Source organism: Pseudomonas sp. OST1909 (assembly GCF_015277575.1).
In the GTDB taxonomy this organism is placed as follows: Bacteria; Pseudomonadota; Gammaproteobacteria; order Pseudomonadales; family Pseudomonadaceae; genus Aquipseudomonas; species Aquipseudomonas synxantha_A.
The window spans coordinates 6,079,793-6,095,252 of the sequence record NZ_CP063780.1 but is presented as its reverse complement, the minus strand read 5'-3'; the positions used below and the strand labels follow the sequence as shown (position 1 = coordinate 6,095,252).

The following is a 15,460-nucleotide window of genomic DNA, read 5'->3' as shown; positions in this document are numbered from 1 at the left end:
CCGCTATCGCAGGCAAGCCAGCTCCCACATTGGATCTCCATTGTTTGTGAGATACCAGCAACCCACGAATTCTAAGCGGAGCAGTTATGGTTGATCGGCACGACTACGTGGCCCTCGAATGGGTCAAGGGCGACATTGCCGAAACCCTGAAACAGGCCCGTTCGGCGCTGGACGCTTACGTTGAAACCGGCGACGGCGACACCCTCGACAATTGCCTGGCCGGGATCCACCAGGTGCATGGCGCGCTGCAAATGGTCGAGTTTTACGGCGCGGCGCTGTTGGCCGAAGAGATCGAGGAACTGGCCCTGGCGCTCCAGACCGCTCGCGTCAGCCAGCGCGAAGAAAGCATCCGCCTGCTGCAACAAGCCCTCGGCCAGTTGCCGCTGTACCTGGACCGCGTACACAGCGCCCGCCGCGACCTGCCGCTGGTGGTACTGCCGCTGCTCAACGACCTGCGCACTGCGCGGGGTGAAAGCCTGCTGTCGGAAACCAGCCTGTTCAGCCCGCAACTGCTGTCGATCGCGCCGCTGCCTGATGAAACACTGGCCCAACGAGCAACGCCGCAGTTGCATGAGCAGTTGCGCCAATGGCATCCCCTGCTGCAACAAGCCCTCGCCGGGTTGCTGCGTGAAGACCACGGTCCGAGCAACCTGGAAGACATGGCGCGAGTGTTCGCACGCCTTGAGACGTTGTGCCAGGGCGCGCCGTTGTTACCGTTGTGGCAGGTGGCCTCGGCGCTGGTCGAGGGCATGTTGACCGGCGTGGTCGCCAACAGCCCGGCGCTGCGCAGCCTGCTCAAGGCCAGCGGCAAGCAACTCAAGCGCCTGCTGGCCCAGGGCATTGGCGGCATCAATCAGCCTGCGCCGGATGAGCTGCTCAAAAGCCTGCTGTTTTACGTGGCCAAAGTCACCCGGCCGACGCCACGCATGCAAAGCCTTAAAGAGCGCTATGGCCTGGATGAAGCTTTGCCCGACAGCGCCGTGGTCGACGCCGAGCGTGCTCGAATGGCCGGGCCGGACCGCAATGCCATGGGGTCGGTACTCGGTGCCTTGTGTGAGGAGCTGGTGCGGGTCAAGGAGCGCCTCGATTTGTTCGTACGCAGTGACCGCCAGCACATCGACGAACTCGACGCGCTGCTGGCGCCCCTGCGGCAGATCGCCGACACCCTCGCCGTACTGGGTTTTGGCCAGCCGCGCAAAGTGATCATCGACCAGTTGGCTGTCGTGCTGAGCCTGGCCCAGGGACAACGCGAACCCAATGACGCGGTGCTGATGGACGTGGCAGGCGCGTTGCTCTACGTCGAAGCCACGCTGGCGGGCATGATCGGCACGGTGGAGCCGCAAAGCCGCGAAGAAAGCCGGCTGCCCACCACCGACCTGACCCAGATCCATCAGTTGGTGATTGCTGAATCCTGCCAGTGCCTCAAACAAGCCAAGGAACTGGTGATCGACTGCATCGAAGCCCATTGGGACCGCCAGCGCCTGGAATCCTTGCCGCAATTGCTGAGCCAGGTGCGTGGCGCGCTGGCGATGATCCCCCTGCCGCGTGCGGCGAGCCTGATGCGCGGCTGCACCGATTATGTCGACGAGCAGTTGATGATCAGCGACGTCGCGCCTTCGCCGGTGCGACTGGAGCAGTTCGCCGATGTGATCAGCAGCCTGGAGTATTACCTGGAACGCATGCTCCAGGACCCTGACGCCGCTGGCGAGCGTGTGCTGGAGCGGGCCACCCAAAGCCTGGCGGCGCTGGGTTATCTGCCGGCCGAAAAGCCCTGGCGCCAGGCATTGGTCGCGCCCGATGGCGCACTGTCGACCGAACAGGCACCGAGCCAATCCCAATTTGACGCACTGGCAAGCCCCACGTCAGGCCTTAATCCTCCGGCTCTGCAACGCCCCGGCAGCCTGCTGCCACCGCCGGCGGGTGAAGAGCCGATTGACGATGAGCTGCGCGAAGTCTTCCTCGAAGAAACCGACGAAGTTCTCGACGTGCTGCACCGCAACCTGCCCAACAGTGCGGACAAAACCGCCCAGGGCGAAATGCGCCGCGCTTTCCATACGTTGAAGGGCAGCGGTCGCATGGTCCGTGCCCTGGTGCTGGCCGAACTGGCCTGGGCCGTGGAAAACCTGCTTAACCGCGTGTTGGAACGCAGCGTCGCCCTTGGCGCCGAGGTGCAGCAGGTGCTGGATGAGGCCGTGGCCGTGCTGCCGGAATTGATCGCCGATTTTGCCATCGACGACCAACGCCAGCGCGACGAGGTCGACGCCCTGGCCGCCCGCGCCCATGCCTTGGCCAGTGGCGCGGCAACAACCGCTGGCGAGCCCCATGACCCGATGCTGATGGAGATCTTCCGCAACGAAGCCCAGAGCCATCTGGACAGCCTCAACCACTTCCTGCACCACGCCGCCGAACAGGTGCCGTTGCAGGTCAGTGATGAACTGCAACGTGCCCTGCATACGCTCAAGGGCAGTGCCTACATGGCCGGGGTGTTGCCCATCGCCGAACTGGCGCGCCCCCTCGACCACCTGACCCGCGAATACAAGGCCCACCGCTTGCCCCTGGACCTGGACGAAGTGGAGTTGCTGCTGGAGGCCCAAGGGCTGTTCCAGCGTGGCCTGCGCGACCTGGACAGCGATCCCCTGGCACCCATCCAGGGCGCGGCGGATCTGATCAGACGCACCCAAAGCCTGTTGGACCAGCAGCTTGCAGCGTTGCTCGAAGCCCCTGGTCCCGGCCTGCCGATCAAGCGCGATCGGCATCTGATCACCAACTTCCTGGCCCAGGGCATGGACATTCTGCTCGACGCCGACAACCTGTTGCGCCGCTGGCAGCAACATCCCGGCGAACGCCAGGAACTGACCGCCTTGCTGGATGCGCTGACCACCTTGGGGGAGGGCGCGCACATCGCCGACCTGCACGCCATCGACGCGTTGTGCGAGGCCTTGCTCGACCTGTATGGCGCTGTGGAAGAAAGCAGCCTGGCGGTCAGCGAGCGGTTTTTCCATGAGGCGGAACAGGCCCATGAGGCGCTGATCAACATGCTCGACCAACTGGCCGCCGGCCAGGAAATCAGCCCGGCGCCTGCGCGGGTGCAAGCCCTGCACGCGTTGCTGGATGACGCGCTGGACCCGTCCGCCACCGGCCTGATCAAAAGCGACGGCAGCCATGCCTTGAGCATTTCGGAACTGGGCGCTGCCACTGCGCACTTGGATCAGCAAACAGCCATGGATGATGAGATTGTCGACATCTTTCTTGAGGAGGCCGTAGATATCCTCGACAGTGCCGGGCAGTCCCTCAAGCGCTGGTTGCTGGAGCCCGAAAGCGCCGCGCCTTTGTCCTCACTGCAACGGGACCTGCACACCCTCAAGGGCGGTGCGCGCATGGCCGAAATCGACCCGGTGGGCGACTTGGCCCATGAGCTGGAATGCCTGTACGAGGGCCTGGTGGACCGCCGGTACAGTTACACCCCCGAGCTGTCCCAGGTGCTGATGGCCAGCCACGAACGGTTGGCCTTGCAGCTGGAAGAACTGCAACAGCAGCAGCCTTTGAGCGATGCTGCCGAGCTGATCGCCAAACTGCGCGAGCTGCGCCAGAACAGCGCGCCGGCGACTCCGGCTGCGGCGGCGCCGGCCTCGGGTGCAGACCCTGAATTGCTGGATATCTTCCTCGAAGAGGCCGCCGATATCCTCGACAGTTCAGGCAGCGCGTTGCTGCGCTGGCAGGCCGAGCCGGGCAGCCGCCAGGAAGTTGAAACCCTGTTGCGTGACCTGCACACCCTCAAGGGCGGGGCGCGCATGGTAGAGATCGGGCCGATTGGCGATTTGGCCCATGAGCTGGAGTTTCTCTACGAGGGGTTATCCGCCGGGTTGCTGGCGCCGACCCCAGAGCTGTTTGCGCTGCTGCAAGGTTGCCATGATCGTTTGGCACAGATGGTCGATGCCGTAGCGGATGGGCTGCCGGTGGGGGCGGTGGACAAACTTATCGAGCGCATCAAAAGCCTGGTGCACCCCAGTGTAGAGCCGGTGGTGCCCGTAGCGTTGCCTGCGGGCAAGGCTGAAGCGGCGGTCGACCCCGCTGCCGACATGGTGAAAATCTCCGCCGAACTGCTCGACGACCTGGTTAACCTCGCCGGTGAAACCTCGATTTTCCGTGGCCGTATCGAGCAGCAAGTCAACGATGCGCGCATTGCATTGAATGAAGTGCAAACCACCATCGAGCGGATGCGCGATCAATTGCGCCGGCTCGACAGCGAAACCCAGGGGCGCCTGCTCAGTCGTCAGCAGGCCGAGGCCGAACGCCTGGGCTACGAAGAGTTTGACCCACTGGAAATGGATCGCCATTCGCAGTTGCAGCAGCTGTCCCGCGCGCTGTCCGAATCGGCCTCCGACCTGCTCGACCTCAAGGACACCCTGGAGCAGCGCCATCAGGATGCCCACGATTTGCTCCAGCAACAGGCGCGCATCAACACCGAATTGCAGGAGGGCCTGATGCGCACGCGTATGGTGCCTTTCGAGCGGATGCTGCCACGCCTCAAGCGCATCGTGCGCCAAGTGGCGCAGGAGCTGGGCAAGGACGTGGAGTTCATCGTCGGCAATGCCGAAGGCGAGATGGACCGCAACGTGCTCGAACGCATGGCGGCGCCACTGGAACATATGCTGCGCAATGCCGTCGACCACGGCCTGGAGTCGCGCGAGGTGCGGTTGCAGGCGGGCAAGCCGGAAAAGGGTCGCATTACCCTGGACCTGACCCACGAAGGCGGCGACATCGTCTTCGACATGCGCGATGACGGCGCCGGCGTGCCCCTTGAAGCGGTGCGGCGCAAGGCGATCAAGCGCGGACTGCTCGGCCCGGATCAAACCATCAGCGACCGCGACGTGCTGCAGTTCATCCTGCAACCGGGCTTTTCCACGGCAGAAAAAATCACCCAGATCTCCGGGCGTGGCGTGGGCATGGACGTGGTGCACGAAGAAGTGCGTCAGCTCGGCGGCTCGATGGTGATCGACTCGACCCCAGGCGTGGGCGTGCACTTTCGTATTCGCCTGCCGTTTACCGTGTCGGTCAATCGTGCGCTGATGGTGCAATGCGCAGACGACCAGTACGCAATTCCCCTCAACACCCTCGAAGGCCTGGTGCGCGTACTGCCCCACGAACTGGCCGGGCACTACCAGCAAGACCCGCCGCATTATGAATACGCCGGCCAGCGCTACGAGTTGTTTTACCTGGGTGATTTGCTGCACACCGTCAGCCGCCCGAAACTGCTCGGTCAGTACCAGCCGCTGCCGGTGTTGCTGGTGCACTGCAATGAACGGCGCGTAGCGGTGCATGTAGACGCCATGGCCGGCACGCGCGAAATCGTGGTCAAGGGCCTGGGGCCACAGTTTGCCGGGGTACAGGGCGTGCCCGGTGCGACCATCCTCGGTGATGGCCGCGTGGTGTTGATCATCGACCTGCTGGCGCATATCCGCGCCCGCCAACCGGCCTTGCCGGCCCAGGCAGTGGATGTGCCACTGGTCCTCAACGACCCGCTGAAAAAGCGCCCGCTGCTGGTGCTGGTGGTGGACGACTCGGTCACCGTACGCAAAGTCACCAGCCGCCTGCTGGAGCGCAACGGCATGAACGTGCTCACCGCCAAGGACGGCATTGATGCCCTCGCCGTACTTGAAGAACACACCCCGGACCTGATGCTGCTCGACATCGAAATGCCGCGCATGGACGGCTTCGAAGTGGCCATCCAGATCCGCAATGACCCGCGCCTGATGCGCCTGCCGATTATCATGATCACCTCGCGCACCGGCCAGAAACACCGCGACCGCGCCATGGCCATCGGCGTCAACGACTACCTCGGCAAGCCGTACCAGGAGTCGGTGCTGCTGGAAAGCATCACCTACTGGAGCAAGTCCCATGCTTGACCACCGCGCCAGCCAACTCACCGGCCTGCTGCTGCCCCTGGCCGACCGCCACCTGGTGCTGCCCAACGTGGCCATCGCCGAGCTGATCGACTTCCAGCGCGGCGAACCGGCCAGCGATGCGCCGCCGTGGTATCTGCGCCAGGTGACCTGGCGCGATCGGCAAATCCCCTTGATCAGCTTTGAAGCCGTGTGCGGTGAAGCCAGCGTGACCGGCGAACGTTCGCGGATCGTGGTGTTGAACGCACTGGGCGGGCGGCCGACCTTGAAGTTTATTGCGCTGGTGATCCAGGGCATTCCCCGCTCGTACAAACTCGACAGCGAGTTGAGCTACGTGGATGTGCCGTTGTGCCCGTTGGAACTGGCGGCGGTGCAAGTGGGGGAACAGGTGGCGAAGGTGCCGGATTTGATGGGGTTGGAGGCGCTGTTGGTCGAGTCCGGGTTGGCGTAAACACGCGTGTCGAGCCGTTGCAGCTGAAATTATCGTTTTAGACGAGAAAAGCTGATTCGTTATCAAATTAAAGTGAGCGTTAGCATTTTCATGAGCGCGAGATTATTGTTTTCGCCTACTATCCCCCAGAGTTAGTATTTTTAATGGCTCGTTAGGGGATTTGATGATGCAAGTAGGTTTCAAGGCACTCGCCGAGCAATACGGTATCGCACTTGCACAACCCCTACGCGTCGAATCGGTAATCGGTAGGACACGGATGAGCCGCGAGAGCGATGGACATGTCGAGCGCAAGTATCCTGCCAGCTACCAACCGTCGGACGATTTCGCGGGGCATTTCGAATTTGGGCTCAAGTACGAAGAGATTCACCTTGAGTTTTTTGCCCGTCTGTTTGCCACAGTTGGCCCGAAACCAATCGAAGACTGGTGCCGGCAAGCGCCCTTTGGTCAATATGCTCGCCGCGCTGGATTCTTGTACGAGTGGCTGACGGGACAGCACCTTGATGTGCCGGATGTCACCAATGGCGGTTATGTCGACGCCGTATCAGCGCAGCATTACCTGACGCGTGTTGAGCTTCTGCGGGTACGACGCTGGCGGATAAACAATAATCTTCCCGGTGTGCCAGCGTTCTGCCCCTTGGTCCGCCGTACCGAATCGGTTCAAGAAGTGCTGCAATTTGACCTGGGCGAAGCCCTTCGCGAGCTGAACCAAACCTTTGGCACTGACATCCTGATGCGCACGGCCAGCTGGTTGACGCTCAAGGAGTCGCGGGCCAGCTTTCTGATCGAGCAAGAGTCAGACAAAGCCGACAGGATTCAGCGGTTTGCCCACGTGATTGCCAAGTATTGCGGCCGTATCGAGGATCCGTTGAGCAACGACAGCCTGCACACGTTGCAAGCCGGAATTTTGGGGCACGACGCGTTCGGGCTGGGCTTGCGACGCTCACCGGTCTTCGTGGGGCAGGCGACGATGCGCGAGGATATCGTGCACTACATCGCGCCGGCCTTTGAGGGGCTGCCACACTTGCTCGGTGGCCTAAAGGCATTCGAACTAGCCACACGCGGCGCCGAGCCGTTGGCCCGGGCGGCGGCAATTGCCTTTGCCTTTGTGTATATCCATCCGATGCGCGATGGTAATGGTCGGATTCATCGTTTCTTGATCAACGATATCTTGATTCGTGATAAGGCGGTGCCGGAGGGCGTGATCCTGCCTGTATCGGCCACCATCACCCGTTCGATTGATTTTCGGGCGCGTTATGACCGTACGTTGGAAGTGTTTTCGCGGCCATTTATGCAACGCTATGCAGCGTCCTATCGTTTTGGAAAAGTCGCCGTCTACGAAGACGGCACCTCAAGCAACCTGGTCTTCGATGACTACGACGACGCGCACTTTGCATGGCGCTATCCCGATCTGACCGAGCACGTGCTGTACACGGCGCAGGTCGTGGCGCATACCGTCCGTACCGAGATGGCTGATGAAGCGCGGGTACTCATCATTTTCCAGCTTGCCCAGGAGCGGCTCAAGGAAGTGCTGGAAATGCCGGATCACGACGCGAACCGCATCATTCGCTCGCTCAAGGAAAATGGCTGGCAGGTATCAGGGAAACTGAAGAAAGCCTATCCGCAGTTGGACGATACGGGCCGTGCAGAGCGTGTTGTGGAAGCCGTGCGATCGGCATTTGAAGAGCGAGAGGTGGGGAGTGGCGAAGATTGATTGGGGCAGATTTGGGCCGTGCATGAACTTCTCGTGGACTGCTATCTAACAGGCGCTACTGAGCAAATGTGGGAGGGGCGGTGCGACGATTCGACTTGCGCCTCCCACTTTCTCCATTCCTCAATCAATCCGCGCCAAGCGTTCAATTACCGGCTGCTCCCGATGCTCGGCCTGCCACAGGTCGTAGGCACTTTGCATCGACAACCACAGCTGTGCAGTACTTACACCGGCCCGCTCTAACCGGACGGCAAGGTCCGGGCTGACCGGGGCGTGGCCATGCAGGATCCTTGAAAAAGTCTCGCGGGCGAAGCCAAGACGTCGCGCCATCTCGGTAATGGTGATGCCCAAGGCTGGGATAACGTCCTCAAGTAAAATTTCACCTGGGTGAGGTGGGTTGTGCATCGGCATGTTGGTACGTCCTTCGACTATGGGCATTCAACCGCGAAGGCTAGAAGGACCAGTTCCAAGCAACAACCCCAAAACGCTGTATGAAACTTCCTGCACGCACTTCGACATAAAAGGCTTCGGATTTTTCCTGCAAGATTTTGGGCCGTGCATGAACTTGTGGTGAGAGGTCCGCACGCCTAGTCTTCGTCCCGTCATCGCAAAAAACGGTGACACGGACGTGCAAGTCCGACGAAACTGTTTAGGCGTATGAACGCCCAGCCATCCAACGGGCGTTTTTTGTGCTCGCTGCTTTATGGCGGCTGCGCGCAGGAGGTCTTCGGACCTGCTGGGTGTCCTAAACAGGCCCGGTCTTGCACACCTGCGCACGGTCGCCACCCTCATTCGCGTGCAAGCGAACGGTGGCGCTCCTTACTGACTGTTTAGGAGTTTCATCATGATCAAACCTACCCCCAATCCACCCCTCTTCACCGTAAACCCCCACCAAAACACCGAAACCCTGCTGGTCAACGCCAGCGAAACCCTGTCCTCCCTCAACGCACTCACCTGTAACCTGGCCTTCGACCTGGACACTTCCCAGCGCGCCATCATGCTCGGGATTCAGCAAATGGCAGAGTTTGGTCAGTTGTTGGTCGATAGGGCACTTGAGCAAATCAGCCCTTCGCCGGAATTTCGAAACGGTCCCAAATAGGGATTGATCGGTCCTTTTTTGGGACCGCTATCTAGCAGGCGCTACTGAGCAAGTGTGGGAGGGGGCTTGCCCCAATGCCAGTCAGTTAAGGACTTTTTGTAGGAGCGAGCTTGCTCGCGAAAAACTCACAGGCGCTGCGTTCATTCAGCAAGCCCCCGTTATCGTTGACGTTTTTCGCGAGCAAGCTCGCTCCTACAGTAGGCGATGACCGCTTAACTGACTGGCATTGGGGCAAGCCCCCTCCCACATTTTGAGCTTTGTTACTCCAGGCGTAACGGTCTGTCGCTGAGCTTGATTGATGGCCCCCGAATTCACTCCTAAGGTACAGCCCCACGACAGCAAACCCCGTGGAGCGACCATGACAACAACCATCACCCCCGACTCGCGCTGGACGCGGCGGCGCGACGAGAAGCAGCGGCGGCTCGGGCTGGTCAAAAAAATTGCAGACGGGGCGGTGCTGCCCAGTGACAGGATCGTCGAGGCCCTGGAAGCGCTGATCCTCCCCGGCGACCGTGTGGTGCTGGAAGGCAACAACCAGAAACAGGCCGACTTCCTCTCGCGCTCCCTGGCCAAGGCCGACCCGGCCAAGCTCCACGATTTGCACATGATCATGCCCAGTGTCGGGCGCTCCGAGCACCTGGACCTGTTTGAAAAGGGCATCGCCCGCAAGCTGGATTTCTCTTTCGCCGGCACCCAATCCCTGCGCATCAGCCAGTTGCTGGAAGATGGCCTGCTGGAAATCGGCGCGATCCATACCTACATCGAACTCTACGCACGCCTGGTGGTGGACCTGATCCCCAACGTGGTGCTCTCCGCCGGCTTCATGGCCGACCGTGCCGGCAATATCTACACCGGCGCCAGCACCGAAGACACCCCGGCGCTGATCGAGCCCGCAGCGTTCAGCGATGGCATCGTCATTGTGCAGGTCAACCAGTTGGTGGATGACGTCACCGACTTGCCCCGTGTGGACATCCCCGCAAGCTGGGTCGATTTCGTGGTGGTGGCCGACAAGCCGTTCTACATCGAACCGCTGTTCACCCGTGACCCGCGCCATATCAAGCCGGTGCATGTGTTGATGGCGATGATGGCGATCCGTGGCATCTACGAAAAACACAATGTGCAGTCCCTCAACCATGGCATCGGCTTCAACACTGCCGCCATCGAATTGATCCTGCCCACCTACGGCGAATCCCTGGGGCTCAAGGGCAAGATCTGCCGCAACTGGACCCTCAACCCACACCCCACGCTGATCCCGGCGATTGAAAGCGGTTGGGTCGAGAGCGTGCACTGCTTCGGCACCGAACTGGGCATGGAAAACTACATCGCCGCGCGCCCGGATGTGTTCTTCACCGGCCGCGACGGCTCGATGCGCTCCAACCGCATGTTCTGCCAACTGGCCGGCCAGTACGCGGTGGACCTGTTTATCGGCGCCACCCTGCAAGTGGATGGCGACGGGCATTCCAGCACCGTGACCCGTGGCCGCCTTGCCGGTTTCGGTGGTGCGCCGAACATGGGCCACGACCCACGTGGTCGTCGGCACGGCACACCGGCCTGGCTGGATATGCGCCATGACGATGCGCCGGAAGCGCTGCTTGAGCGCGGCAAAAAACTCGTGGTGCAAATGGTCGAGACCTTCCAGGAAGGCGGCAAACCGACCTTTGTCGACACCCTCGACGCAGTAGAAGTGGCCCGCAAAAGCGGCATGCCCCTGGCGCCGATCATGATCTACGGCGACGACGTTACCCACTTGCTCACCGAAGAAGGTATCGCCTACCTCTACAAGGCGCGCTCCCTGGAAGAACGCCAGGCAATGATCGCTGCCGTCGCCGGGGTGACCGCCATCGGCCTGCGCCATAACCCCAGGGACACCGCCCGTATGCGCCGCGAAGGCTTGATTGCCTTGCCCGAAGACTTGGGTATCCGCCGCACCGACGCCACCCGCGAACTGTTGGCCGCCAAGAGCGTGGCCGACCTGGTGGAGTGGTCCGGCGGCTTGTACAACCCGCCCGCCAAATTCAGGAGCTGGTAAATGCGCGCTCTCAAACAGCATGAACTGAGCCTGGCCGATCGCCTGGCGGATATGGCCGTCGACGCGCTGATCGATGAAGCGGATTTGTCGCCTAAACCCGCCCTGGTAGACCGGCGTGGCAACGGTGCTCACAGCGATTTGCACCTGGGCCTGATGCACGCGTCGGCGCTGTCGTTGTGGCCGATGTTCAAGGAAATGGCCGAGGCTGCCCTTGAATGCGGTGAAGTCGGTGTGCCCTTGCGTGAAGCACTCGGCCGTATTGGCCGTGAAGGCGAGCAAGCGATGCTCATCACTACCCACGGCGTAAATACCCATCGCGGCGCAATCTGGGCCCTTGGTTTGCTCACCGCAGCAGCGGCCCTGCAACCACGCGCCGTAACCCTGACCGCGGCCAAACTAGCTCTGCTCAAAGACCGCTTCGCGCCGCAACCGTTGAGCCACGGCGCACAGGTCGCCCAGCGCTACGGCGCACGCGGTGCCCGTGAAGAAGCGCAACTGGGCTTCCCCGCTGTGATGCAACGCGGCCTGCCGCAACTGCATAAAAGCCGCGGGCAAAACGTCGGTGAGCAGAATGCCCGCCTGGATGCCTTGCTCGCGATCATGACCGAGCTGGCCGACACCTGCGTGCTCTACCGCGCCGGCACTGTAGGCCTTCAAGCCATGCAGCAAGGCGCCCAGGCCGTGCTCGACGCTGGCGGTAGCGCAACCCTCGCGGGCCGTCGCCAACTGCACGCACTGGACCAGCAACTCCTGGCCCTGAATGCCTCCCCTGGCGGCGCTGCCGACTTGCTCGCCGCCTGCCTGTTTATCGACCGCCTCGACGGAGCGTTGTGATGGAAACCTTATCCTTTGAATTCCCTGCCGGGCAGCCGCCAAAAGGCCGTGCGCTGGTGGGTTGCGTCGGTTCCGGCGACCTCGAAGTGCTGCTGGAACCGGGTACAGCCGGCACGCTGACGATCCAGGTGCAGACCTCGGTCAACGGTGCGCAGCAACGTTGGCAGCACCTGTTCGAACGTATCTTCCAGGAGCAGGTACCGCCTGCATTGAAGATTGATATCCACGATTTCGGCGCCACCCCCGGCGTGGTGCGTTTGCGCCTGGAGCAAGGTTTCGAGGAGATCGGCCATGACTGATTTGCTCACCAAGCACAGCTTTGTCGAACTCGGTGCGCGGCAGCGCGCCAAGGCGTTGTTGGATGCTGGCACCTATCGCGAGCTGATCGACCCGTTTCAACGCGTCATGTCGCCGTGGCTCAGCCGTCAGGGCGTGGTGCCCCAGGCGGATGACGGCGTGGTCATCGCCAAAGGCAGCGTCGCTGGTCTACCGGTGGTGATTGCCGCTATCGAAGGTAACTTCCAGGGCGGCAGCCTCGGCGAAGTCGGCGGCGCGAAGATCGCAGGCGCTCTGGAACTGGCCGCCGAGGATAACCGCAATGGCATCCCGACCCGCGCCGTGCTGCTGCTGGAGACCGGCGGCGTGCGTTTGCAGGAGGCCAACCTGGGCCTCGCCGCGATTGCCGATATTCACGCGGCGATTGTCGACCTGCGCCAGTATCAGCCGGTGATCGGTGTGGTGACAGGCAGTGTCGGCTGCTTTGGGGGCATGTCCATCGCGGCCGGGTTGTGCAGCTACCTGGTGGTCACCCGTGAAGCGCGCCTGGGGCTGAACGGGCCGCAGGTGATCGAACAGGAGGCCGGGCTGGAAGAATACGACTCCCGCGACCGGCCTTTCATCTGGAGCCTCACCGGCGGCGAACAACGTTTCAACAGTGGCTTGGCCGACCGTTATGTGGCGGACGATGTGGCGCAGATCCAGCAAACCGTGAGCGCGCTGTTGCAACAAGGTGCGCCCGAACAACCCCGCAGCCGGCGTGCTGATTTCTACCTGGCGAAGCTGGCCGAACTGGACGCAACCGCGCAAATCGAGCCCGCGACGGTTCGCGCTCTGTATCAGGGAGAACGTTCATGAGAGGGCTGCAATGGTTCAACGCATTGAGCGTCGGCGCGACACTCGTAGAGGGCTTGCCGGACTCATTGAAAGTCGCAGACGGCGTATTGGGTGAACAGGCGGTGCGCTTTATCGCCGTGGTCACCGACCCCAATAACCGCTTCCCGCGTGCACGCAATGGCGAAGTCGGATTGCTGGAAGGTTGGGGGCTTGCCAAGGCCGTCGATGAAGCCATCGAGAGGGGTGACAAACGCCCGCTGATCGCCATTGTCGATGTGCCCAGCCAAGCCTACGGCCGTCGTGAAGAGGCGCTCGGCATTCACCAGGCCCTGGCCGCCGCCGCAGACAGCTACGCTCGCGCACGCCTGGCCGGCCACCCGGTGATTGCACTGCTGGTGGGCAAGGCCATGTCCGGCGCGTTCCTGGCCCACGGTTACCAGGCCAATCGCTTGATCGCCCTGCGTGATCCCGGCGTGATGGTGCACGCCATGGGCAAGGCTTCGGCCGCACGGGTGACCCTGCGCAGCGTCGAAGAACTCGAAGCCCTGGCCGCCAGCGTGCCGCCGATGGCCTATGACATCGACAGCTATGCCAGCCTGGGTTTGCTCTGGGAGACCTTGTCGGTGAGCCAGATTGAACAGCCGACGCCGGACGATGTGGTACGGGTCAGCGATTGCCTGGTGCAGGCGATCAAAGATGTCGCGCAGCCTGATTTAAAAGGACGTCTCGGTGCGACTAATCGCGCCGCCTCAAGCCATGTACGCCAACTGCTGCGGGAACAATGGTGAACGCCCATGACTTGCTCTGGGGCATGACCCCCGCGCATCTGCCCGCTGACGCTCCGGCCTGGGCGCAGGACGCGCTGAGCGCCGGCCATCCAGTAGTGGTGCGGCGCGCCATTACCGAAGCGGGTCAAGTGGCGGTTGGCGTACGTGGGCGTCTGCGTGAGCAGCGTTATGGGGCGGTGATGCCTGTTGCTGCGGTGCAACGGCGCGTGGCGCCCGAAGACTTGCGCCAGGTGATCTCGCCACGGGATTTACCCGCGCTGCGGGCGCTCGATCAACTGCGGCCAGTGCTGGCGCAGCACCACTGGGGCGTCAGCGGTAGCGCCGGATTTGAATTGGCGAGCGGCGTCGAAGCGTTGCATGTCATGAGTGACCTGGATTTGATTTTGCGCACCCCCGAACCGCTTGATCGCTTTGAGGCGCGGGCGTTACTGGCGAAACTCGACACCGCGCCGTGCGCCGTGGACCTGCAACTGCAAACCCCGTTTGGCGCTGTCGCCTTGCGCGAATGGGCCGGCGTATCTCGTCGTGTGCTGCTCAAAACCAGCAGCGGCGCACACCTTGTGCTCGACCCTTGGCAGGCTGTGGCATGAGCAGCCTCCTGGTGTTTCCGGGGCAGGGCGCTCAGCGGGCGGGTATGCTCCAGGCGCTATCGGCCGAGGTTCTGGAAGAAGCCAGTGATGCCTTGGGTGAAGATGTGCGTCAGCTCGATTCGGCGCAAGCCTTGGCGAGCACGCGTGCGGTGCAACTGTGCCTGCTGATCGTCGGCGTTGCCCATGCCCAGCAGTTGCACCATACGCCTGACTACGTAGCGGGCCTGTCCATCGGCGCCTACCCGGCCGCCGTCATCGCCGGCGCCCTGGACTTCGCCGATGCGCTGAAACTGGTCAGCCTGCGTGGCGAGCTGATGCAACAGGCTTATCCACAAGGCTACGGCATGACCGCCCTGATCGGCCCCGATTTATCCACGGTTGAAGCCTTGCTGGCAGATATCCACAGCGCTGCAACTCCGGTGTATCTGGCCAATATCAACGCCGACAACCAGACCGTGATCGCCGGCAGCAATGAAGCGATGCAGCGTGTCGCCGAGCGCATCAAAGGCAACGGCATCGCCAAGCGTCTGGCAGTAAGCGTGCCGTCCCACTGTGCGCTGCTGGAAGCGCCGGCCAAGGTGCTTGCCCAAGTGTTCGTGCCACTCAAGGCGCCGCGCATCACCTACCTGAGCAGCACGCGCGCGCGACCTATCCACAACCCTGAGCAACTGCGCGATGACCTGGCCTTCAACATGTGCCGCGTCGTCGACTGGCGCGGCACCGTGCAAAGCGCCTACGAGCGCGGTGTGCGCCTGCAAATCGAACTGCCCCCGGGCGCGGTGCTCACTGGTCTGTCACGCCGCGTGTTCGAACAAGGCACGGTGATCGCCTGCGAAGGCGCACGCCTGGATACCTTGCAGGCCCTGCTGCAAGAGGAGGAACGCCGCCACCGATAAAGCAACACCCAAGGCTTTCGAAGCACAACAACAACAATTTCGAACGAGC

12 protein-coding genes are annotated in these 15,460 nt (G+C 62.2%); 11 read left to right on the top strand and 1 reads right to left on the bottom strand.

From position 1 onward, the window contains the following. Window positions 1–86 precede the first annotated feature (86 nt). From IH404_RS26690 to IH404_RS26680, 3 genes are all read left to right on the top strand, one after another. Entirely contained in the window at window positions 87–5,906 is a 5,820-nt protein-coding gene (locus IH404_RS26690; protein WP_194439478.1) for an Hpt domain-containing protein, read from the top strand. Beyond that, window positions 5,899–6,354 carry a chemotaxis protein CheW gene (locus IH404_RS26685; protein WP_005792246.1) on the top strand — a complete coding sequence of 152 codons (456 nt, stop codon included), beginning with the start codon at window positions 5,899–5,901 and terminating at the stop codon, window positions 6,352–6,354. The genes IH404_RS26690 and IH404_RS26685 overlap by 8 nt, the downstream gene beginning before the upstream one ends. 166 nt (window positions 6,355–6,520) lie before the next feature. After that, window positions 6,521–8,065 (top strand): Fic family protein, encoded by a 1,545-nt coding sequence (locus IH404_RS26680; protein ID WP_122736023.1) that lies wholly within the window; start codon window positions 6,521–6,523, stop codon window positions 8,063–8,065. A gap of 120 nt (window positions 8,066–8,185) precedes the next feature. Here the strand turns inward: IH404_RS26680 and IH404_RS26675 are convergent, their stop codons facing one another. Next, on the bottom strand, window positions 8,186–8,473 hold the full coding sequence (locus IH404_RS26675) for a HigA family addiction module antitoxin (protein WP_194439476.1): 288 nt from the start codon (window positions 8,471–8,473) through the stop codon (window positions 8,186–8,188). Between the two features lie 433 nt (window positions 8,474–8,906). Here IH404_RS26675 and IH404_RS26670 point away from each other — a divergent pair, with 433 nt between their 5' ends. From IH404_RS26670 to mdcH, 8 genes are all read left to right on the top strand, one after another. Further along, complete coding sequence (locus tag IH404_RS26670) at window positions 8,907–9,161, top strand: DUF6124 family protein (RefSeq protein ID WP_122735899.1); 255 nt, start codon at window positions 8,907–8,909, stop codon at window positions 9,159–9,161. 358 nt (window positions 9,162–9,519) lie between these two features. Then, a complete protein-coding gene (gene mdcA / locus IH404_RS26665; protein ID WP_194439474.1) occupies window positions 9,520–11,190 on the top strand; it encodes a malonate decarboxylase subunit alpha in 1,671 nt (556 codons plus the stop codon). Further along, window positions 11,191–12,024 (top strand): triphosphoribosyl-dephospho-CoA synthase, encoded by an 834-nt coding sequence (locus tag IH404_RS26660; RefSeq protein WP_122735901.1) that lies wholly within the window; start codon window positions 11,191–11,193, stop codon window positions 12,022–12,024. It begins immediately after the preceding gene. Beyond that, window positions 12,024–12,323 carry a malonate decarboxylase subunit delta gene (locus IH404_RS26655; RefSeq protein ID WP_122735902.1) on the top strand — a complete coding sequence of 100 codons (300 nt, stop codon included), beginning with the start codon at window positions 12,024–12,026 and terminating at the stop codon, window positions 12,321–12,323. Before IH404_RS26660 ends, IH404_RS26655 begins: the two co-directional genes overlap by 1 nt. Next, window positions 12,316–13,158: a biotin-independent malonate decarboxylase subunit beta gene (locus IH404_RS26650; protein ID WP_194439473.1), complete on the top strand. Its 843-nt coding sequence runs from the start codon at window positions 12,316–12,318 to the stop codon at window positions 13,156–13,158. The genes IH404_RS26655 and IH404_RS26650 overlap by 8 nt, the downstream gene beginning before the upstream one ends. Beyond that, on the top strand, window positions 13,155–13,925 hold the full coding sequence (gene mdcE, locus IH404_RS26645; RefSeq protein WP_122735904.1) for a biotin-independent malonate decarboxylase subunit gamma: 771 nt from the start codon (window positions 13,155–13,157) through the stop codon (window positions 13,923–13,925). The genes IH404_RS26650 and mdcE overlap by 4 nt, the downstream gene beginning before the upstream one ends. Next, window positions 13,919–14,515, top strand: a complete 597-nt coding sequence (locus IH404_RS26640; RefSeq protein WP_122735905.1) for a malonate decarboxylase holo-ACP synthase — start codon at window positions 13,919–13,921, stop codon at window positions 14,513–14,515. The genes mdcE and IH404_RS26640 overlap by 7 nt, the downstream gene beginning before the upstream one ends. Further along, the gene (gene mdcH / locus IH404_RS26635; protein WP_122735906.1) at window positions 14,512–15,411 is read left to right on the top strand and encodes a malonate decarboxylase subunit epsilon; all 900 of its coding nucleotides are present in this window, start codon (window positions 14,512–14,514) and stop codon (window positions 15,409–15,411) included. Before IH404_RS26640 ends, mdcH begins: the two co-directional genes overlap by 4 nt. Window positions 15,412–15,460 lie beyond the last annotated feature (49 nt).

What these genes read in the sequence shown, in the direction of transcription:
- IH404_RS26685 (WP_005792246.1), top strand. Translation starts at nt 5,899, where the DNA reads ATGCTTGACCACCGCGCCAGCCAACTCACCGGCCTGCTGCTGCCCCTG.
- IH404_RS26675 (WP_194439476.1), bottom strand. Translation starts at nt 8,473, where the DNA reads ATGCCGATGCACAACCCACCTCACCCAGGTGAAATTTTACTTGAGGAC.
- IH404_RS26680 (WP_122736023.1), top strand. Translation starts at nt 6,521, where the DNA reads ATGCAAGTAGGTTTCAAGGCACTCGCCGAGCAATACGGTATCGCACTT.
- IH404_RS26650 (WP_194439473.1), top strand. Translation starts at nt 12,316, where the DNA reads ATGACTGATTTGCTCACCAAGCACAGCTTTGTCGAACTCGGTGCGCGG.
- IH404_RS26690 (WP_194439478.1), top strand. Translation starts at nt 87, where the DNA reads ATGGTTGATCGGCACGACTACGTGGCCCTCGAATGGGTCAAGGGCGAC.
- mdcE (WP_122735904.1), top strand. Translation starts at nt 13,155, where the DNA reads ATGAGAGGGCTGCAATGGTTCAACGCATTGAGCGTCGGCGCGACACTC.
- IH404_RS26655 (WP_122735902.1), top strand. Translation starts at nt 12,024, where the DNA reads ATGGAAACCTTATCCTTTGAATTCCCTGCCGGGCAGCCGCCAAAAGGC.
- mdcA (WP_194439474.1), top strand. Translation starts at nt 9,520, where the DNA reads ATGACAACAACCATCACCCCCGACTCGCGCTGGACGCGGCGGCGCGAC.
- IH404_RS26640 (WP_122735905.1), top strand. Translation starts at nt 13,919, where the DNA reads ATGGTGAACGCCCATGACTTGCTCTGGGGCATGACCCCCGCGCATCTG.
- mdcH (WP_122735906.1), top strand. Translation starts at nt 14,512, where the DNA reads ATGAGCAGCCTCCTGGTGTTTCCGGGGCAGGGCGCTCAGCGGGCGGGT.
- IH404_RS26670 (WP_122735899.1), top strand. Translation starts at nt 8,907, where the DNA reads ATGATCAAACCTACCCCCAATCCACCCCTCTTCACCGTAAACCCCCAC.
- IH404_RS26660 (WP_122735901.1), top strand. Translation starts at nt 11,191, where the DNA reads ATGCGCGCTCTCAAACAGCATGAACTGAGCCTGGCCGATCGCCTGGCG.